A 21,142-nucleotide genomic window follows, 5' to 3' on the forward strand; every position below is an offset into this window, starting at 1 on the left:
TGTTCAAATATCTTTCATTTAAAGAAATATCTCACTAATAACACCCCAATATAGAACTATTCGTTTCGATAGAAACGGGGTTTAATAAATAATTTGATTTCAAAGAAAAGGCCGAAAATTTTTAAAAATTTCGGCCTTTAAGTTATGCAGTGCAAATTAAAGTTATTCGCCTATTGGGAGTATAGGCAGCCCTAATTCTTCAAGATACTTATTATGTGTCTTAGTTGCACTTACTATGCTCTTCTCAATCTTACTCAATGAGCTGTTAACATCTGCCAGAATAATCTTTTTCTCAGGCTTAGCAGTACTCACATACCTTGAAATATTTAGGTTGAAATCGTTCTTCTCGATTTCTTCCATTGATACACGGCGAGCGTAACGATCCTCTTCCTTGCGGAATTGATAGGTATCGATAATCTTATGGATGTGTTCTGGCAACAATCGGTTTTGGCGTTTTCCTTTTTCAAAATGCTCTTCATCACTGGCGTTGATAAACAGCACGTCATCGGGCTTTTTGCACTTTTTCAAAACAAGAATACAGACGGGTATACCCGTTGAGAAAAACAGGTTAGCAGGCAAACCGATTACCGTATCAATATTGTTATCTTTTAATAGTTTTGTACGAATCCGGCCTTCTGCACCGCCACGGAACAGCACGCCATGAGGTAAGATAATTGCCATGGTGCCTTCATCACCTAAGAAATGAAAGCCATGTAGTAGAAAGGCAAAGTCTGCCGCTGATTTAGGTGCAAGACCATGACTCTTAAAGCGGAAGTCTTCGCCTAGTGCCTCTGTTGGCTCCCAACGATAACTAAATGGTGGGTTAGCGACAACGGCATCACATTTTAGCTTTTTAGCGGGATTCATTTCATTGAGCACATCCCAGTCATTAAGCAATGAATCACCATGGTGTATATTAAACTCCGAATCTTTCATTCCGTGCAGAAGCATATTCATGCGGGCAAGGTTGAAGGTCGTAATATTCGTTTCCTGCCCGTATATACGGCCAACGCTGCCACCGTCTTTTTTCAGTTTATTTCGCACGTTCAACAAGAGCGAGCCAGAGCCACAAGCGAAATCCAATACGTTATTGAGTTTTTTCTTATTGCCTGTTGCAGGTTCCTGACTATCCAGTGTTACGATCTCTGACAATATGGTCGAGATTTGTTGTGGAGTGTAAAACTCGCCAGCTTTTTTTCCTGAACCAGCAGCAAATTGGCCAATCAAATATTCATAAGCATCACCAAGGGTGTCGCTGTCGGTTGAAAATCCTGAAATACCTTCTGCGATTTTGGTAATGATGGTGCAAAGTTTAGCGTTACGCAGGCTGTAGTTTTTACCTAGCTTTTCTGAATCCAGATTAATCTCTGAGAACAAGCCCTGAAAGCTGTTTTCAAACGATTTATTTTCAATGTACTTAAAGCCTTGTTGCAACGTAAGCAACAAGTCATCATGCTGAGTTCTGGCAAGCTCTGCGATACTGCTCCACAAATGTACTGGCTCAATCACATAATGCACTTTACGGCGCATTTGCTTTTCAAATTCTGGAGCATCTTCTTTATTTTTCTCATACCACTCGCTTAATGGAGCGCGTTTATCATCTTCGTCCAGAGTTGGATAATCTGAACCCAGTTCTTTTTTCGTAGCGGCTTCATAGTTGTCGGACAAATAGCGTAAGAACAGGAAGGAAAGCATATAATCGCGAAAATCGTCCGCGTTCATTGCGCCGCGCAGGTTGTCTGCGATATCCCATAAGGTTTTACCTAAGTCTTTTAATTGTTGTTCTGTCATGGTGTTGCCCTTCTTGTATTATCGCTAAGTATTTCCGGCAGATAAAATTGAAAACTGGTGACGAACGCTCTTAGGATTTGCCGGAATAAATCCTGATTATCTTCGCCCATATGAGTTGGCTCGTGAATAGCATATTTTCCATGACTGAGAAGATTGAGTGCACGATTAAATAATGCGCTATTCTCATCGTCATCAATGGCTTTTAGGCAGAAGCTAATATCGGCATGGCCGAAGAAGGCTGCCGTCTTCTCCATAATGCTACGCAGGGCATTAAAGTGAAATGTGTAAAGCGTTCCGCCATCTGGATTGGCGGCTCTTTGTAGCTCTGAAAGTGTCGCAACGTGATGGAAATATGGCGTATCTTCAGTGGCGCGAAGCGTGTATCGATTCTCACTATTTGGGCGATGAAGAAAATACCGCTTGTGCCTAACTTTTGGTTCATTATCTTTTGCTCTGCCTATCTCATTACACATGACATTGTAAAAGAGTGAATGATGCGAAGAGACCACGATTTTCATCGGATTGAGAGTACCGTCATCATTCTTACGGTTAGTCGCTCGACGAAGAAGTTTAGCCAAATCACAAGCAACTGAGATTGCATTGTTGTCGTCAAGCGACGAAACGGGATCATCAATATAAATGTATTTTACCCATTGATAAGATTCATGACCATCGAGCACCCGCTCGCAGATAGCCATGAATATACACCAGATAAAAAGGCTTTCTTCACCTCGGGAAATTTTAATATTTTCCTGCCCGTCTTTACTGAATTTTACAAAGTGTGGTTTTGTAAATGTTTCACTACCTTGCTGAATGTCTTTGTATTCAAAGTCGAAGCCAAAATCAGCATACCGACTAAGGTATTCATCAATTGTTGGCTCAAGCCCTAAATTAGTAAATCCATCGAAAAACTTAGAAAATTGATTTACTTGCAAACCGCGAGAGGCGTCATTCTCTAAGTCGTTTTCCCAAGTAAATAAATCCTCAGTAAAGGCATTAAAATAGAGAGTATCCGGCTTAGAACTGTCATTGCGCTTTCCGCGTTCCTTAAAATCCATCGAAAGCCTAGTCTTTCCGGTGCGGTTGTAAGCATATAAAAGAACAAGCTCTTTATCATTCAAGTCATCACGAAGGCGAGTGACAAGTCCTCTTAAATTTTGATAGGTGCGAATACCTGTCATGTTGTCACCTCATTCATGGCAGGAAAAAGTTGTTGCATCAAACCTTTTTTATGGGTTTTCAGCTCTGCAATCTTTTGCGCTTGTGCTGCAATCAAATCATCAACAGAAGATAATAAGCCTGCTATTTTTTTCTGCTCTACATGATCAGGGAACGGAATCGGGAGCAGTTTTATAATGTCAGCGTTCAGGTTTAGAACTCCACTACCAGCCGCATTATTTAAAAAATAGGATTGACTCGTTGGCGATAAAATTAAGTAATACAGGTAATCCCGATATATCTTTTCATTTATTTCTGTAATGGCAATCCACCCATCATGTATGCATGATTCTATTTTCAGGATATAAGGCCGACCAAAACTCATTGAGTTCGACATAATTAAATCGCCTTTATTAACCACCCTAGTCTTACTCAATGCGGTTACCAAAACTTTTTCTTTAGTCGATACAACATACTTAGATTTTTTATCCACATCAGCTATTTTTAACCAGTTCAAACCGCTAGGCTCACTGGTAATATATTCATCAATGGGGCGTGGCGAGCCTCCACGTAAAACTTTAGAGATACGCCCTAACTCTTTCGTTTTCCATGGTTCATGCAATCCAGAAAAGCGTAGTGCGGGCAAAGCTTCACCTTCGGCGGGGAAGAGGTTTTGCATTAAGCCTTTTTTATAGGATTGGAGTTCTTCGTGTTTTTGGATATGCGCAGTGATAAGCTCATCAAGAGAAGATATGCAATCAGCGATTTTTTGTTGTTCCTCTATTTTTCTCGGCACGACCAATGGTAATTTTTTCAGAACATCTAAACCTATACGCTTTCTTGTGGAGCCTGTAGCGCTCGCCTCTACCGATGCTCTAAACCAATCAGAGTTAATGAGGATATAAATAAAATATTTACTAAACTTATTTTTATCTACAACTAGCCTTATCCCATCCGAGCACATTACATACCGTGGGTGAGTATCAGGTATCAAACATGCCCTTCCAACGGGATCACCCATCTTTGATAAAATAATATCACCGGGATATATGTTATTACTTAGAAGCTCATCAGCCTTTTCTTCTGATGTATAAATTTGGTATTCATCCTTAAATTCAGCGTCACCTATATTCTGAAGCTGAATAATCCTCACGCCTTTTGAAACATAGTCGGATGATTTTAGGTTGGAACCAAAAGGCCCACCAATAAAGCTCCACTTAATATTTTTATCCGCGACACTAATAAGTTTTGTTTTAGCCCATCCTTCAGCTTTCTTAAATTCAGGAAACCGTAACTTAGGAACTAACCCTTGTTTCATATTCTTACTCATATGCTGCCAACCCTGAAATCTCACGCCCTTGAGCAAGTTTATTGAGTAATGGCACCAATTCCTCCATCAATGCAAGCTCTGCCTTTGTTCGCACTTTCCAACCTAAATCTAGCGGCTCTAATAGTTCGCTGAGTTTTTCACCATCGAAAATCATGCGATCCAGAATGTTATCTATGAAACCTTGCAAGGCATCATGAGCAATACTGTGTTTATCTGCTATGGCGGCAAGTTCATTGGCGGATTTTTCGGCTTTAAATTGTTGATAGCCTTCACGAATAGTCTTTTCATTCAGGCTTTTATCGGTCGGCAGGCTGTTGATGTAATCGACAATATCATCACGCTCATCCATCAGGTTGGCGCTAGAGCTGATCAAGTCGATCAGTTGTTGACGGCTCATTTTATGCTTGCTGGGTTTATCATCATCCGTAGACTTGGCAATTAAACCCATAATGTAATCGTAATCAATAACGGCAGAAGCAAACAGCACCAATTCGAACTCTAGTTGCTGTACTGGATCTTCGGGGTTGTCACTACCTTTGGCTTGTTGCGCTTTGAGGCGTTGCGCTGTTTCCAGATACATGCCACGGAAGCCGCGTAATTGCTCTTCGGGTAATAATGTGTCTACGCTATTTACCTGCTGTTCATTAAGGTCGGTGTACTGATCAAGCTGGGTTTTTAAGCGCTGTACTTCTTTGAAGCGGTTTATGAATTCACTCCTTGCAGCATCGCCTTTAAGGTTATTGACGTTCTCAGGAGTGCAAGCCAGCCCTTGCGAGTCCATGAACTTCTCAAGATCGTTCACAGCACAGTCTAACTTTTCGATGACCTGAGGCGCAGGATCAACTAGCCAGATTTCTTTGGCTCGGTCTTTATCTTGCCCTGAGAAACGAGCAATCGCGATATTAACCGCATCTTCCTGATAGCGGAAATCCAAGATATTGCCATAGGGCTTAGTATCATTAAGCACGCGATTAGTGCGCGAGAAAGCTTGAATCAAGCCGTGATATTTAAGGTTTTTATCCACGTATAGAGTGTTGAGGTATTTAGAATCAAAGCCCGTCAGCAACATATCGACCACAATCACAATATCGATTTTGTTTTTATGTGGGTAATCCTTGTTGGTGTATTTCTGGTCTTTAATGCGTTGCTGCACGTCCTGATAATACAGATCGAATTCGCTTATCGTGTGGTTTGTATCGTATTGCGCGTTGTAATCATCAATGATTTGTTTAAGCGCCTTCTTCTTTTCTTCTGGATTTTTCTTGTTGTCTTCCTTCTCAGTTACTAAATCTTCTTGTAACTGTTGTACATCTTTATTGCCTTCGGCTGGAGGCGAAAATACACAGGCAATATTCAATGGAATATAGTTTTCATCTTCCTGCACCTTTGCTGCCTGCGCCTGTTTGAATAATTCATAGTATTCAATAGCATTGTTAATAGAAGCGTTAGCCAATACCGCGTTAAATCTCCGTTGATTGGTAGCGGCATCGTGCTTTTTAAGTATTTCACTCACAACGGATTCAGGTGATGGCAGCTTAGATTTTGCTTTCTTCTTATTGTCTCCTGTATCGTTTTTGGGCTTTTCACCAAAGTAGTCAATATGGAAGCGCAGGACATTTCGATCATCAATGGCATTGGTTATGGTATATGCGTGTAACTGCTTTTGGAAAATATCTTCGGTGGTTTTGTATGAACCAATTGTCCCGTCAATTTTCTTATAGGTAGCGTTATCTTCAAAGATCGGTGTACCTGTAAAGCCAAACAATTGTGCTTTAGGAAAAAAGGCTTTAATGGCCTGATGGTTATCACCGAACTGAGAACGGTGACATTCATCAAATATGAAGACAATCCTTTGAGCACGTAGTGGCTCAAGGCGCTCTTTGTAAGTCTGTTTGCCGTTTTGCTTGTGTTGCTGATTGCGTTTGCTGTTTTCATCAAGTGCAAGGCCAAGCTTTTGTATAGTGGTAACGATGACTTTATCGGCGTAATCTTCCGACAACATGCGGCGAACCAAGGCTTCGGTATTGGTGTTTTCTTCAACACAGCCTTCTTGAAATTTATTGAATTCTTCGCGTGTCTGGCGATCAAGATCTTTGCGGTCTACCACAAACAGGCATTTATCAATGTCTGGATTGTCTTTTAATAATGTTGAGGTTTTAAACGACGTAAGGGTTTTACCACTGCCTGTGGTGTGCCAGATATAGCCGTTGCCGCGATTTTGATGGATACAATCGACAATCGCCTTTACCGCATAGATTTGGTAAGGGCGCATAATCATGAGCTTCTGTTCGCTGGCTACCAGCACCATATAGCGGCTGATCATTTGGCCTAAGGTACATTTGGCTAAGAAGTTATCTGCGAAATCATCAAGATGAGTGATTTTAGTATTGTCTTCTTTAGCCAGCTGATAAATGGGCAAAAATCGCTCATCTGCATTGAAACTAAAATGCTGGTTGTGGTTGTTGGCAAAATAAAGAGTGTTATCGCGATTGCTGACAATAAAGAGCTGCATAAAACAGAGCAGTGTATTGGCATAGCCATTCCCCACGTCATTTTTATATTCGACAATTTGTTCCATGGCGCGGCGTGGTGTTAGGCCAAGCGTTTTCAGCTCAATTTGCACTACTGGGACGCCGTTTATCAGTAAGATAACGTCATAGCGGTGATGACTATTATCGGTATTGATGCGCAATTGGTTAATTACTTCGAATTCGTTTTTGCACCAGTCTTTGATATTGACCAAAGTGTATTGCAATGGTGTTCCGTCTTCACGCTGGAAAGTATTACGTTCTCTCAGTGTTTTAGCTGCGGCAAATACATCTGAATTAACGATTTCATCACGCAAGCGAGCAAATTCTGAATCAGTAAGACGAACGTGATTGAGAACCTCGAACTTTTCACGGAAATTTTGCTCAAGACTAGCTTTATCACGTATGTCTTCTCGATAGTTATATTTGAGGTCTTGAAGCTTTGCGATTAAAGCATTTTCTATTTGTTGTTCTTTAGTCATGAAACTTCCCTAATATAGCGTTGTAGCTAATACTCATTCTGAAGCCTATTTATTTTTCTGCTCTTCAATCCATTTGAGGATATCTTCTCGTTTAAAGCGCCAGCTTCCCCCGACCTTGAAACCCGGTAATTTACCTTCTAAAGCTAGACGGTATGCGGTTTTTTCAGCCAATTTCAGATATTCTGCGACCTCTTTCAAGGTTAGTATTTCGTCAGACATAGTTTACTCACCATAAGACTATTGGGGATGATATGAGAAAATAGAGGAAAGAACAATGGCCAATGCTAAAAGAACTGAGATAACTTGTCAGTAAGCCTTTGGAGTGCTTCCTTTCTTTCATCAAAGTAATCGTACTTGTCGTATGTACCCATTATTTTTGGTAATTTGTGATTCAAACACCTCTCAGCAACATGTGGCTGAACTCCTATGTTAGATAACATTGTACGGCAGGTTCTCCGTAAGTCATGCAACGTAAAATGATCTACCTTAAGTTGACCTTTTTTAAATAAGTTTGCTAGTGCGGCATTTAAAGTATCGGGGGATATGTAAGGAAACCTCTTACTGGCTCGTCGGTTTGGGAAAACAAAATCTGAGCCAACGGATAATACTTTGAGTTCTTCAAAATAACGGACTAAAAGGTCGGGCAACGGATAATCAATTGGAATGCCATTTTTGCTTCGTTGCTTGGGCAATTTCCAAACTTTCTCATCTAAATCAAATTCAGACCAAGGTGCAGCTAACAACTCCCCTTTTCGGACGCCAAGGCAGAGCAGAAGTACGCAAGCGATATAATTTTGCCTAACAAAACAGTTCTGATTCTCTCTAAAAGTATTAAAGACTTCTTCTATTTCATCAACCGTTAAAAACCTATCTCGTGAATTCTCCTTCCCACCAGCATCTCTATTATCGAATGCTGATGCGGGATTATTTGTTAACAGTCCCAATTTAATCCCTTGATTGAACATCTGCTTACAGTAAACTAGAGCGTCATTGGCAATGGTTGGGCGACCACTATCATTTATGTGCTTTAAAACACGCTTAATATCCAAAGGATTGACTTCGCCTATAGGAAGTTCGCCAACATGGGGAGCTATATCTTTACGATAGACTCGCTCGGGAATTTCTGGATATTTAAGTCTCTGGTGGCAATCCTCTAACCAATCATTTGCAAGATGGTTAACCGTTCGTATATCGGAAAAGGCATGCCTGTTTTTTTGAATTTTAGGATCAATACCATCTCTAACGAGAGCTTTCCAGTTAGCGGCCAAGGCCTTTGCTTTAACTAAGGGGAGACCAAGTGGTTCTTCACCATACTTCGCTAATGTCGTTTCCTTCCTCTTACCATTTAGTTTATAGCGAAAAGTCCATGAAGCGCTTTTGCTAGTAGAAATCCGCAGATATAGATTGTCATCGACTTGGTGCCTTCCAACCTCTGCTTTTTTAACAAGTGATTTTATTTGTTGTGCATTCATATGTGGTGACAATAACTATATCGGGTGGTGACAATACTATTACTTGTCACCACTCTTGTCACCATTTTTCATAAACAAACATGAACAATTATAAACAAAATAAAACAAAAATAACTGTAATGCGTTAATTAAAATGGCTTTTTTAACACCCGCAAACACATATGAACATCACTCGATATTCTGGATCTGCTCACGCATCTGCTCAATCAATACCTTCAATTCAACCGCACTTGCGGTGATATCTGCGTTAATTGATTTAGAGCCTAGGGTATTAGCTTCACGATTAAATTCTTGCATCATAAAGTCTAAGCGGCGACCTTGGGCGCCACCTTTCTTTAAGATATTTCGTGTTTCTTTTACATGGCTATGTAGGCGATCTAGCTCTTCTTCTACATCCATTTTTTGTGCAAGCAACACGAGCTCTTGTTCAACTCTGGCTGAGTCTAGTTCAATATTGGCATCGGTGAATTTGTCGGTAATGCGTTTACGCTGCCATGCGATTACTTCTGGCATGTGGGCGGTTACTTTTTCAGACTCGGCTTCTATACCGCTTAAGCGTTGTTCAATTAAGGCTTTCATGTTTTCACCTTCATTGATTCTTGCGCTAATAAAGTCTTTCAATGCTTGGTCAAACGCAGCAAGTAGTTCAGCTTGAATGGCAGACATATCAGCTTCTGGTGCTTCCATTACGCCAGGCCAGCGCATTACTTCAAGTGGATTTACTTGGCTATTAAGTGTTTGTTCATTAATCCAGTTCGCATGTTGCACAAGTTGTAGTGCTAGTTTTTCATTTAAGGCTAACTCGCTTTTCGCTTCAGAATTAGCATTAAAACGTAAATTACACTCTACTTTTCCGCGGTTAAGTTGTTTGCGAAAGCGTTCGCGTAATACGGGTTCAATCCCTCTAAATTGCTCAGGTAAACGAAAGTATGTTTCTAAAAATCGTTGATTTACACTGCGAATTTCCCAAACAGCGTTACCCCAGTCGCCTTTCACTTCTACGCGTGAGAAAGCTGTCATGCTGTGTATCATATTTTTTGTCATTACTGTGTTCCAGCTAAGCGCCAACAATGAAAATTTGCTGACAATATAAATTTAGCTGATTATGCCTTAGCATAAGCTAGGTATCCAATATTTTAACCCGTTAAACTACAGTAATGAGTAGATTAATACCCGCTTAAAAGCATTTCTTTGATTAAATTTGATTTCGCACAATATTTTTCAATGATTTGATATTAGCTAATATATCACGACGTTCAGGGTTCATTTGTACCACTTTTCGTAGTAGTTTTATTGCTTGTTCATAGTCTTGTCTATCAATCTCTAATTGCGCATGACCTAATAAAGCTCGCTCTTTATAGTGAGTTAATGCTTGCGCACGTATGTAGTATTGTAATGCTTGCTCATCGCGATTTTGGCTTTTAAATAATGTTGCTAAACTTAACAATGCCTCACCATGAGTTGGCTCAATAGCTATGGCATGTTTTAAGCGTTTTTGCGCACTTTTAATGTTGTTATTGGCAATATCCATTTGTGCGTGATGTACGTCAAACCTTGCTTGGTATTTGTCTGAAATTGATTTGTTAGCTGTATATTTGTCTACGGCGTTCAGTAAAACCGTTAGTTGCTGCCACTGTTGCTGGCTAGCTAACCAAGCACTGATATTATCTACGGTTTCCACATCAAGTTTACTACCAGAAGCTTTACCAAAAAATGTACCTAAGTTAGCTACTACAATGTCAACGGCGCGATTTGGACTACCGGCTTGAATATGTAATTTTGCGGTTGTAGCAAGATTTTCTACGTCTTTATTACCTAATAATAACGCCATTTCTAAACTGGAAATGGCTTGAGGTATGCGACTTTGTTTTAATGCAAGTTGCCCACGTTGTAACCAAAGTTCATTGTTTTCTATATTATTTTGCAGCATTTCCTCAAGTAAGGCTTGTGCTTGATCAAACGCGTGACTATTGATTAGTGCATATAACAAACCTTGTTGCCATTGTTTATCGTTAGGAGTAAGAAACAGCGCTTGTTGATAACCAGACACTGCGCTGGCAGCTTGCCCTTGTTGTAAATTAATATATGCAAGTTGTCCCAATACTTGTGCGTCTGCTACACCTAATTCAATAGATTTTTTTAAGTGTACTTGTGCTTTTTTGTAAGACTTTTGCACCATGTAAACCATACTTAAACTACGGTGTGCTAAAGACAAATTAGGTACTATGGATAACGCTTGTTTTAAGCTGGTTTCTGCGCCAGCGTAGTCTTTTTGCATTAACTGTATTTGCCCACGTAATTGGCATAATGCGGCGCTGTCTTCTGTTATATCGCGACTTGAAAACGCTTGCATTACCGCGGCGTAATCTTGTTTTTCTAATAAAGGTTGAATGCGCTCTGCAAAATCTTTTTCTTTGGGGCTAATGCGCGCTTGTGTTTGTGCTAACGGTTGGTTTTGTAATAAAAATTCCCACTTTGGCTGTTGTAATGCGACTTGGATATTATTGCCATTAGTATGCATTGTTTGATTAACTGAAGCGCTAGCAGGATTGCCAATAAAAGCGGTCACTAATATTGATGTTGAGATGAATGATGCAGTGAAGAAAGATGAAAAATTCGGCATAAGATTCTCGTTATGAAGTAATTTCTACGGGCCAAATAAAGCGAGCACGTACAGGTACATTGTCTTTTTTAGGTGCGCTAAAGCGTGTATTACGTATTAGGCGCAAAATTTCGGGTTTTAATTCAGGGTGAGGATTTTGAATAACGTTAATCAAGGTGAGTTTTCCTTGTTCGTCAATCATCACGTCTAATTTGATTAATATATTGTTAATGCCTCGTCGGACTAAACTTTTAGGTAGCTTGACCTTTAATGGCGATAATAATGACGGTAATCCGTCTAGGTCATTTAAATCAAACGCTTGCCAGTCAATTTCCAGTGACTGAAATTTCGGCATTGTGGTCGTCATTTCAGGTAGGTCTGGCTGGTCCATTTGTATAGTTGGATCAGCCAACGACATTTCAACTGAAGGGCCTGCACCTTGCACTTGTAAATTTAACGGTGTTTCAATCACTTGTTGCGAAGGTGCTGGTGGCGGTGGCGGAGGTGGCGTGGTCGGTACTACCGACACTTCGCGTATAGTTATTTTAGGTTCAATGCTGTTGGTTATATTACTGCCTACCCACAAAATACCTAAAGCTGCTGCTAAAATAGTTAAACTGACTAAACTTGCTAGTAAGTGCGGGTTCATTTTTACTTTTGATTTAGGCTGTATTGTTTGCATCTGCAAAGGTAATGCCTGATCCGATATCTTGGTGTTATTTTCCATGATAAAAACCTATGGCGCTAATGCAGCTAAATTAACAGATGCCGCACCAGCGAGTTTGGCTTCATCAATAACTTCAAGTAGCAGTTGTGTAGGCACATTTTTATCCGCTTGAATAACCACTGGTCGCTCTTGGCTACGTAATAACTGCTCAAGGGTGCCGCGAATACCTGCAACACCTATTGGGCTTGAATCATAAAATATTTCGCCGCTGTCGGTTATCGCCAGTAATATCACTGTTTTTTCAAGTTGTTGGGCTGTCATAGCTTGCGGTTTGTCTACTTCAACTCCTGTTTCTTTCACAAAAACAGTCGTCACAATAAAGAAAATTAATAAGATGAACACCACATCAAGCAGTGGCGACATATCAATAGACTCGTTGTGTTGTTGCTCAAGCCTGCGCTGTAATCTGCTTTGCATAATTAAGCAGCCTCAACATCGGTTGAGTAATTAGTCTCATTGATCGAGTGTTCAGTTGAATTGATAATGGCTGTGGTCGCCACACCTTGGAAATTACTTTTTGAGTTCACTACGGTATTTTCGGCTGTTAAACGCGCTTTAGTTTCAGTTTTAGTACGTACCCAAGCCTGTAAAAGCCAAGCGGGCACTGCGCACACCAAACCAAGTTGTGTGGTTAATAGTGCGTCTGAAATACCTGAACTCATTAATTGACTATTAGCGCCTTGGCTTGCAAGACCTACGAAACATTCAAGTAAGCCGACAATAGTGCCAAATAAGCCAAGTAATGGCAGAGCACCAATTAAGGTACTCGTGAATTCATGTTGAGTATGTTCTGCCATAAGGTCAGAACTATTGCTGTTACTAAGCATTAAATACTGGTGAAATAATTGTTGATAACAAAATAAGGCGAGGACAAGAATCGACCAGCAAATAATGCTGTTAGCTATTTGCTCTATCATGCGTTTGCTCCTTCAATGTTATTGACTTGTGTATCACTTTTTTCTTGTTCATCTGACTTACTCACTAAAATGGCAAAGTTTTCTAAGTCGGCGTAGTAAGCTTTGGCTTTGCGTGATAACACCGCATTTAAAATTAATGCCGGAATAGCGACAACTAAACCCAGTTCGGTGGTAACTAAAGCTTGAGCAATACCACCCGATACCACTTCCGGATCGCCCGAACCAAATATTGTCATCATCTTAAATGTTTCTATCATGCCACTAACTGTACCTAATAAACCTAAAAGTGGTGATATTGCTGCGGTAATAGCAATGGCGCTAATACGTTTATCTAACACGTGTTTGCATTGCTGTAATTTAATGAATAATAAATCGTCACGCTGGCTAGATAAGGCATGACTTGTGGTTATTTCAAGTAAGTCTTTTTGCATGCCTTTAATTGATTTAACCGATTTAATCGCTGCAGCATTTACGCTTGCGTTAGCTGATTTATTTTGTACTAACGACACTAAAATTGAGGGTGTTAAATGTACAAATTTAGGTAATCTTGCCAGTTGTATAACTTTCATTAACGCGATAATTAAAGCGAATAAGGCAAACAATAAAATAGGAATTGCCCACACACCGCCTTTAATTACATGATCGACCACGCTTTCAGATTGCTGTTCGCGCGTAATAGCTTGTCCTAAACTGGGATCAAAGACTATGTTACCCGTTAACGAGGTACGTAATGTTTCCATGCCATCGCTATGACTTAAATACACCTTATGTTGAAACAACGGTTGTAGTAACGATTTTTGAGCAGCCACTAAGCCTATTTGTTGCGTTTTTTCGTCCCAATACCAAGTAATAGGACCAATGCTTAACGTTGGGTTAGTAATCATTTCACCATTGGGCATCACGACTTGGTGCGATTGCCATTGCGGAGAAAACTGCTGCTTTAGCTTGTCACCGTGCTCAAGCACTAGCGCCAACTGACTACTTACATCGCTTTTTTCATTAACATTTTGTGAAGTGTTTGTACTTTTTAAGCCTGTGTTTTGTAGATACCTATGCAATAGGTTCTTTTGGAATATATTTTGTTGTTTCCAAGTAGAAAGGCGCTGTTCAAGTTTGGTAATGCTTAATGTTTTTTCATCGGCTAGCCTTCTTGCCACTGCGGTTTCATTACGTAATTTGATCACTTTACGCTCTAGTTTATTCAACTTTTTAGCAAGTTCAACACGTTCAGCGGTAAGGTTTTTCTCAATGGTTGATAGTCGATATTTCGCTTGTGATATTTTATCGACTAACTGTTTTTCAATAACCATTGTCGCCGATGTACTAAACGATAGCGGCGCTAATAAACACGTAATAACAAAAAGGGAAAGTGTTAGGTAATTACTGATTTTTTGACTACGCATTAGTTAACTTCCCCTGAAGTTTGTTGTGCAGACAAAGTCTGTAATGACATTGGGAGTGAAATAAAGTCGGCTTGCTTTTTCTTTTCAAACATAGCGATAGCCTGCTTAACATCATCAGCATTGACTTGTTCATCAAAGTGCCATTGCCAACCGCTCGTGGTTGCTTGTCCCCATCCACGATACTCACCGTTAGCACTAGTAAACCAAGCATTGCTGATACCTAAATAAAATTGTTTAACGAGTATTTGTGACTGTTTTTCTGAACCTGTTGCGTTATCTACTGTTGTTTGCGCTTTGTCAGTTTGTAGATTACTCGGTAAGGTTATTGGCATTTCATATACTGAAATACGCTGCTCAAATGCGTCTAACTTGGCCAGTTTAGCTAAAGCCACTTGTAGTTGTAATGACAAGGTTGGCTCAGCACCTAATGCCTCTTCTTCATTTTGCCAAGCGCTAATTAACGGCGGTGGCAACATATCGTTTAATACCAGTAAGTGTTTATTTAGTGCCGTTAACTGCGTGGTTAATTTGTTTTGTTGCTGCTCAAGGTTGCTTTGCTCTTGTAATAGTTCAGCACGCTTTACTTCGACCTGTTCTTGGCTTGAGGTATCGGCATTTAACATTTGGCTTAATTGTAATTTTTCTTCATTTAACAAAGTGATTTGCTGTTTAAGTATCGGTTGTTGTTCCTGCCAATCACGTTGCAGTGCAGAGCTTTGTTTTTCGATCGCTAGCCACTGTTCAGTTAATACATCAATTTGTGCTGTATCTAAGGCGTTTGCCGAAAAAGCAGCAAAAATAAATAGGCTGCCACAAAAGCGATTTATCAATAGCAATTTTTTCATGCGCAGATCTGGGGAAAGTACCGATTTAAATAGTGTACGAAGCATTATTTTACTCAAAAGGTGTTCCTTAAAAAGGGAAATAGCCAAAGCGTCATTGTGTTAGTGCTGACTGTGCCAGTGTATAAATTCGAGATGATAATACACAATCAACAACAAAAACACAAATAAGAACGATTATCATTTGATCTTATTTTATTCTTTGCTATTATGCGTCCGAAATTTAAAGTATTTGCTCAGAAAAACAGAAGTGAATATTGCACAATGATGCAATAACTCGCTGATAGTTATATTAAAAAATATTATCTATTACGTTAAGAATAATGAGAATACCACACTATATAATAGGAGTTTATGTATATGAAAAACACTTTAGGGACGACCTCACTTAGTCAAAAAGGCTTCAAGTTAAGTGCGTTAACATTAGTCATTGCCGCAACATTACCAGTTCAATCTGTATTCGCTGAAGAAATTAAAGAATTAGCAACATCTACAGCTTCAGTAGAAGCTGAAAAAAGTTACAAAGTAGATAAATCTACCTCTGAAAAATACACGCAAGAATTAGTTAACACCCCAAAAACTATTACCATTATTTCCGAATCAGTGATGAAAGATCGCAACGTTGATAGTTTGCGTGATGCATTACGTAGCGTGCCTGGCATTAGTATGGCAGCCGGTGAAGGTGGCGCACCAACGGGTGATAGCATGTCTATTCGTGGTTTTAACGCCAGTAACAATATTATGATTGACGGCGTGCGTGATATCGCAGGTTACAATCGTGATACCTACAACATTGAAGCTATTGAAGTCGCCAAAGGCCCCGGTTCAGCTATTTATGGTCGCGGCGCTGCAGGTGGTGTTGTTAATTTAGAAACTAAAACAGCAAAATTAGACGACTTTGCTGATGTAAGTTTACGCTTAGGCTCAGAAGGTGATTACCGAGGACAAGTTGATGGCAACATAACCGTTGGTGAAACCTCTGCATTACGCCTTAACGTATTATCAGATGACGGTGATACCGCAGGCCGTGATAATGTTGAAACATCAAATAATGCCATTGCACTCGCTTTTGCTTACGGTTTAGGTACAGATTCGCGTTTAAGTGTTAATGCTGATTATCAAAAACAAGATAATATGCCAGATTACGGTATTCCTTGGGTAAGCAATTATTCTAATAGAGCAGATCGAGAAATTGCCCCTAACCTTGCCCCTTATGAGGGTGGACCAGCGCCAGTTGATTATACGAATTTTTACGGAAACGTTTTCCGTGACTTTGAAGACATTGAAGGTTCATCAATTACCGTTAAATATGAAAAAGATTTATCTACTGCCACTAAAATTCGCGTGTTAGGTAGAACCGGTAGTATTGAAAGACAGTCGATTGTAAATGCGCCACGTTTCACTTCAACGGCCGAAAATGGTGTAACAACCTATGGTGCTGATGAAGAAATTGATTTAGGTGGAGAGAAAACCCGTGATACTAAAGACTCTATGTCGGTACTGCAATTAGACTTAATTGGTCAATACAACTGGGGCAATATGACACATGATGTTGTTGTTGGAGCTGAATTTGCCAAAGAAAAATTTGAGCGTTGGAATTATGTTGATGTGGTTGCTGATAACTTAGAAGACATTAACACTGACATGTACAATCCTGATAATTTTGTACCTTTTACTGGGCAGTACGCACGTACTGATAAAAGTAATGAAGCGACCGGTAATACAACGGCATTTTATGCGTTTGACACAGTAACTATTAATTCACAATGGCAAGTGTCTGCAGGTTTACGTTACGACAAATTCGATACTGAATACTTTTACGATTTAGATGGTAGTGATCCATCGATTAAATTAGAGGGTGATGAAGGCGTAGTAAGTTGGAACCTAGGTGTAGTTTATAAGCCAGCTGAAAATGGTAGTATTTATTTGGGAGCGGGCAATGCCTTTAGTTCCGCAGCTGAAGACTTAACCGCATCAACACGTGGTAATGCTGCCAGTTTAGATCCAGAAGAGATTATAAGCTACGAAGTTGGCACAAAGTGGGCATTTTACAATAATGATTTACTGTTGAGTGCCGCTATTTTCCGTTCAGAAAAAAACAATGCACGTACCGATGATCCGTTTGCATCAGATGGTAGTGATGAGATACTTAACGGTGAACAAAGTGTGACTGGTTTAGAGTTAAGTGCCGTTGGACAAATTAATGAAAACTTTTCATTAACCGCCGCTTATACATATCAACAAAGTAAAGTAGATTCAGCATCAGGTGACGATGCCGTGCAAATCGGTTACGAACTACCAAGAACGCCTGAAAATTCAGCGTCAATATGGGGTCACTACACGATAACAGAGAAATTTGCTGTCGGTTTAGGCGCAGAATACATGGGTGAACGTTACAATAGTTCAGATCCAGGTGGACGTGAATTAGCAGATGATTACTTAATTTTCGACTTTATGGCCTCTTACCAAGTGACTGATAAATTCCTTGTTCAAGCTAACGGTGAAAACTTAACAGACGAAGAATACGTTGACCAACTTGGTGGCGGACACTTTGTACCAGGTGACGGCCGTTACTTTAGTATCAATGCAAGCTACTCATTTTAAGTAGTCGTTAGCTGTCACAAAATGGTAAAAGCCCATTCATAATACTTTTGTTTATTAATGGGTAACCTTTAATATATTGACTCTATGTAATTAGGGTCAATTTTTTTGTTTTTACAATTTGATTTTTAAGGAAAAATAACTGTGTTACTCAAAATCCCAAATGTGCTGACTAAAGAACAAGTAAAACAAATTAAAGCAGCCATGTTGGCAGCCGATTGGGCCGACGGAAATATTACCGCGGGTTATCAAAGTTCGCAGACTAAAAATAATTTACAACTGCCAGAAAACACGCCAATTGCAATAGAAATGGGCGATTTGATTCTAACAGCACTAGCGCAATGTAATCAGTTTATGTCAGCAGCACTACCGCTAAAAATATTCCCGCCACTGTTTAATTGTTACCAAGGCGGTGGCAGCTTTGGTGTACATATCGACAATGCGATTCGCCAAGTACCTGGCACACCTGTAAAAGTACGTACGGATCTTTCAATGACATTATTTATTTCTGAACCCGATGAATATGAAGGTGGGGAGTTAACCATTGAAGATACTTTCGGCTCGCAAAAAGTAAAACTTGCCGCCGGCGATATGATTTTATACCCAGCTACTAGCTTACACCATGTAACCCCTGTCACTAAAGGCCGACGTTTAGCGTCATTTTTTTGGTTACAAAGTTTAGTCAATAGTGATGAAAGACGCAGTATTTTGTATAACATGGATACTGCAATTCAATCGCTACGCACCAAAGTGAATGATAGTCCTGAAATTGTTCAATTAACCGGTGTTTACCATAATATGCTTCGTCAATGGAGCCAAACTTAGCGCGTTAACAGTGTGCCTCTAGCCAATGGCTAATAAATGAGCCTTTATTTTATCCGCTACCCGAAAAGCATTAGCATAAATGGTAAATGTATAAGGTACGCTGCCGCCTGTTGGCATAAATGAACCGTCGGTTACATACAGATTATCCACTTCATGCGCTTGGCAATTTTTATTCAAGACAGATGTTTTCGGATCATCGCCAAAGCGACAACCGCCTGCCATTAAATTTGATGGAGGATAGCCACTAACCGAAGACGAGACGTTAGTTGCGCCCATTGCCGTTAATAGCTTTTCTGCTTTTTTCGACAGATATTCGCCCACTTTAAGATCGTGCTCATGGTAGCCAATACGTACTTTAGCGACGGGATCGCCCCACTTATCTGTTACTTCATCGTCTAAGCTCACAAAGCAATTGTCGTTTGGTAGCCAATCATTAAACACTTCAAACCGTAGGGTTTTATAGGTAGTAAATTCTTGTTTAAGATTTTGCTTTAGCTGCTCGCCCCATACTAATTGCTCATTACCGTTATCATCTTGTCCCCATTGACTTCCACCTGCGCGAGCAACAGGGTTTTGATGAAATAAGAAATCAATAGTGCCGCCTTTAGCTGAACCTTTATTATTAGCGCCAGTAAAGGCTTTATCGTTAATTTGATACCAATCTTGCAACGAACGATTAATAAATGGCCCTACTTGATTTAACTCATTCACTTGTTGTTCTGATAAATCTGAATAAACAAAGTCACCTCTGCCTGTACCGCCAGCGCTAAAGACTAAGTTTTTTCCTACTTGACCATTATTATTAGCCAAACCATTCTCAAATTTTTCGCCTGTTGAAGACAACAATAAACGAGACGTTTCTATTGCCTGACAAGCAACTACATAAATTTTTGCGGCCGCTACTTGCTTACGGCCTCGCTTGTCGTAATACAATACACCACTAATTTTACCTTTATTATCGGTGGCTATTTTGTAAACTTTCGAATTCGGCTTTATGGTGCAGTTTCCGCTAGCAACCGCATGATTTAACAAAGCAGCTCTACCACTCCCCTTAGCACCTGATGAACAACCATAACTGCTACAATATCCTGAATATTCACAGCTATTTCTCCCCATAGCAGGTTTTGATAAAACGGCACGAGGAACAGGAACTGAGTGATAACCAATTAATTGGGCTGCTTTATCTATCCATGATGAAATGGCATGCTCTGCCAACGGAGGATAAACAAAGTCAGTTGAACGCGGCTCTTGATTGGGATGAGACACTGTTTTTCCTGACACACCAACATCACGTTCAACCTGTGAGTAATAAGGCTCCAAGTCTTGATAACTGATCGGCCAATCTTCTATATTTGCACCGGCAATAGCACCAAATTCCGACTTTAATCGAAAATCGATTGGCTTTAATCGATGAAAATAACCACTCATAAAATTTGATGAGCCGCCCACGACAGTCCCATTCCAAAAACTCCAACCCGACTCACTTGTTGGCTCGCTATGCCAATATGTTTGGCCGTTTTCATCTTGGTACTCTTCCTCAATAACATGTTGTTCATCTTCGAGCTTCGGGTTGTACACATTGCGTAAGCTAATCGCCAATTCGTCTTTATAAAACTCTTTTTCTGTAAGCCAAGGACCTTTTTCTAAAACTAAAACTTTGGCACCTGCCTTAGCTAAGCTATAAGCTATTGGTGAAGCACCTGCGCCGCTGCCTACTATACAAATATCGTAACTCATGCTTTTCTCCCTTTTGCGGCAGCAATTTTATTTTGCGCAACAACAGCAGAAGATGGAATATTGTTAGGCATGACTGAAATATTAATTAGCCTCGAATTGGTTTGAGGGCTAGGTAATTCATAAAAACGAGTGCCTTGGGCTGGTAAAGGAAAACCGCCTTGATGCTCTAACCATTGCCAACCTATCTTATTGGTATTTCCACCATAAATGGGCGGCGTTAACATTGCCTCTAAAATATAACCGATCAAGGTGTTTAACCAATTTTCTCCTGCTCTAGATTGGCTAATACCTCGTAATAATTTTTCTTTTTCTTGCTCAGTTAGCGCAACAAAATTGAGCTTTAATTGACTTTGGCTGTAGCCATTTAACCAACCTACACCCTTATAAATAAAGTCGATTTCGTCTTGTTCGGTAGGTTGTTTGTGCACAATATTAAAGAGATAGCGTGTTGCTTGAATTTCTTTAGCGCCTGGGCCAGTAGCAGATGACGGTAATAAATGATTCAACACGGCATCTAACGTTAACCAAGGATCGTCGTTTACCTTATCTGATAAGTTTGCAGGGCTTGTCGACCAAGCACTAAAAGGTATTGATAGCGCAACACTAGCTCCTCCTGCCGATTTAAGAGCGCCTTTAAGCATTTGACGTCGGCTTTGCTTTTTAGCCGTTAATTTGTCTTTTAACCAAGTGGGCGTTTGATACGTTTTATCAAAAAATGAGCTCATTA

The 21,142-nt window shown here is 40.0% G+C and carries 17 protein-coding genes; 2 read left to right on the plus strand and 15 right to left on the minus strand.

Annotation, left to right across the window (positions count from 1 at the left end; all coding sequences use genetic code 11):
• Nucleotides 1–162 precede the first annotated feature (162 nt).
• From AC27G3_RS12125 to AC27G3_RS12185, 13 genes are all read right to left on the minus strand, one after another.
• Complete coding sequence (locus tag AC27G3_RS12125; protein WP_487121886.1) at nt 163–1,791, minus strand: type I restriction-modification system subunit M; 1,629 nt, start codon at nt 1,789–1,791, stop codon at nt 163–165.
• Nucleotides 1,788–2,972 (minus strand): AAA family ATPase, encoded by a 1,185-nt coding sequence (locus tag AC27G3_RS12130; RefSeq protein ID WP_487121887.1) that lies wholly within the window; start codon nt 2,970–2,972, stop codon nt 1,788–1,790. The genes AC27G3_RS12125 and AC27G3_RS12130 overlap by 4 nt, the downstream gene beginning before the upstream one ends.
• Nucleotides 2,969–4,279, minus strand: a complete 1,311-nt coding sequence (locus tag AC27G3_RS12135) for a restriction endonuclease subunit S (RefSeq protein ID WP_487121889.1) — start codon at nt 4,277–4,279, stop codon at nt 2,969–2,971. The genes AC27G3_RS12130 and AC27G3_RS12135 overlap by 4 nt, the downstream gene beginning before the upstream one ends.
• Nucleotides 4,272–7,289: a type I restriction endonuclease subunit R gene (locus AC27G3_RS12140; protein WP_487121891.1), complete on the minus strand. Its 3,018-nt coding sequence runs from the start codon at nt 7,287–7,289 to the stop codon at nt 4,272–4,274. Before AC27G3_RS12140 ends, AC27G3_RS12135 begins: the two co-directional genes overlap by 8 nt.
• A 45-nt stretch (nt 7,290–7,334) precedes the next feature.
• The gene (gene mads1, locus AC27G3_RS12145) at nt 7,335–7,508 is read right to left on the minus strand and encodes a methylation-associated defense system helix-turn-helix domain-containing protein MAD1 (protein ID WP_035850715.1); all 174 of its coding nucleotides are present in this window, start codon (nt 7,506–7,508) and stop codon (nt 7,335–7,337) included.
• Nucleotides 7,509–7,573: 65 nt separating this feature from the next.
• The gene (locus AC27G3_RS12150; RefSeq protein WP_487121893.1) at nt 7,574–8,761 is read right to left on the minus strand and encodes a tyrosine-type recombinase/integrase; all 1,188 of its coding nucleotides are present in this window, start codon (nt 8,759–8,761) and stop codon (nt 7,574–7,576) included.
• A gap of 168 nt (nt 8,762–8,929) precedes the next feature.
• Nucleotides 8,930–9,793: a YicC/YloC family endoribonuclease gene (locus AC27G3_RS12155; protein ID WP_487122018.1), complete on the minus strand. Its 864-nt coding sequence runs from the start codon at nt 9,791–9,793 to the stop codon at nt 8,930–8,932.
• A gap of 163 nt (nt 9,794–9,956) precedes the next feature.
• Nucleotides 9,957–11,384, minus strand: a complete 1,428-nt coding sequence (locus AC27G3_RS12160; protein ID WP_487121894.1) for a tetratricopeptide repeat protein — start codon at nt 11,382–11,384, stop codon at nt 9,957–9,959.
• A 10-nt stretch (nt 11,385–11,394) separates the two neighbouring features.
• Nucleotides 11,395–12,090, minus strand: a complete 696-nt coding sequence (locus AC27G3_RS12165; RefSeq protein WP_487121896.1) for an energy transducer TonB — start codon at nt 12,088–12,090, stop codon at nt 11,395–11,397.
• A 9-nt stretch (nt 12,091–12,099) separates the two neighbouring features.
• The gene (locus tag AC27G3_RS12170; protein WP_487121898.1) at nt 12,100–12,507 is read right to left on the minus strand and encodes an ExbD/TolR family protein; all 408 of its coding nucleotides are present in this window, start codon (nt 12,505–12,507) and stop codon (nt 12,100–12,102) included.
• Nucleotides 12,508–12,509: 2 nt separating this feature from the next.
• Nucleotides 12,510–13,007 carry a MotA/TolQ/ExbB proton channel family protein gene (locus AC27G3_RS12175; protein ID WP_487121900.1) on the minus strand — a complete coding sequence of 166 codons (498 nt, stop codon included), beginning with the start codon at nt 13,005–13,007 and terminating at the stop codon, nt 12,510–12,512.
• Complete coding sequence (locus AC27G3_RS12180) at nt 13,004–14,410, minus strand: MotA/TolQ/ExbB proton channel family protein (RefSeq protein WP_487121902.1); 1,407 nt, start codon at nt 14,408–14,410, stop codon at nt 13,004–13,006. The genes AC27G3_RS12175 and AC27G3_RS12180 overlap by 4 nt, the downstream gene beginning before the upstream one ends.
• Complete coding sequence (locus tag AC27G3_RS12185; RefSeq protein WP_487121904.1) at nt 14,410–15,312, minus strand: DUF3450 family protein; 903 nt, start codon at nt 15,310–15,312, stop codon at nt 14,410–14,412. The genes AC27G3_RS12180 and AC27G3_RS12185 overlap by 1 nt, the downstream gene beginning before the upstream one ends.
• Before the next feature lie 300 nt (nt 15,313–15,612).
• On the opposite strand from AC27G3_RS12185, the gene AC27G3_RS12190 reads away from it, so the two are divergent.
• Both AC27G3_RS12190 and AC27G3_RS12195 read left to right on the plus strand, forming a co-directional pair.
• On the plus strand, nt 15,613–17,856 hold the full coding sequence (locus AC27G3_RS12190; RefSeq protein ID WP_487121906.1) for a TonB-dependent receptor: 2,244 nt from the start codon (nt 15,613–15,615) through the stop codon (nt 17,854–17,856).
• 141 nt (nt 17,857–17,997) lie between these two features.
• Nucleotides 17,998–18,678, plus strand: a complete 681-nt coding sequence (locus tag AC27G3_RS12195) for a Fe2+-dependent dioxygenase (protein ID WP_487121907.1) — start codon at nt 17,998–18,000, stop codon at nt 18,676–18,678.
• Between the two features lie 18 nt (nt 18,679–18,696).
• On the opposite strand, the gene AC27G3_RS12200 is transcribed toward AC27G3_RS12195, so the two are convergent.
• The gene (locus AC27G3_RS12200; protein WP_487121909.1) at nt 18,697–20,415 is read right to left on the minus strand and encodes a GMC family oxidoreductase; all 1,719 of its coding nucleotides are present in this window, start codon (nt 20,413–20,415) and stop codon (nt 18,697–18,699) included.
• Entirely contained in the window at nt 20,412–21,140 is a 729-nt protein-coding gene (locus AC27G3_RS12205) for a gluconate 2-dehydrogenase subunit 3 family protein (RefSeq protein WP_487121911.1), read from the minus strand. Before AC27G3_RS12205 ends, AC27G3_RS12200 begins: the two co-directional genes overlap by 4 nt.
• Between the last annotated feature and the right edge of the window lie 2 nt (nt 21,141–21,142).

The sequence above is a fragment of the Colwellia sp. SU-HH01217 genome (genome assembly GCF_057543495.1).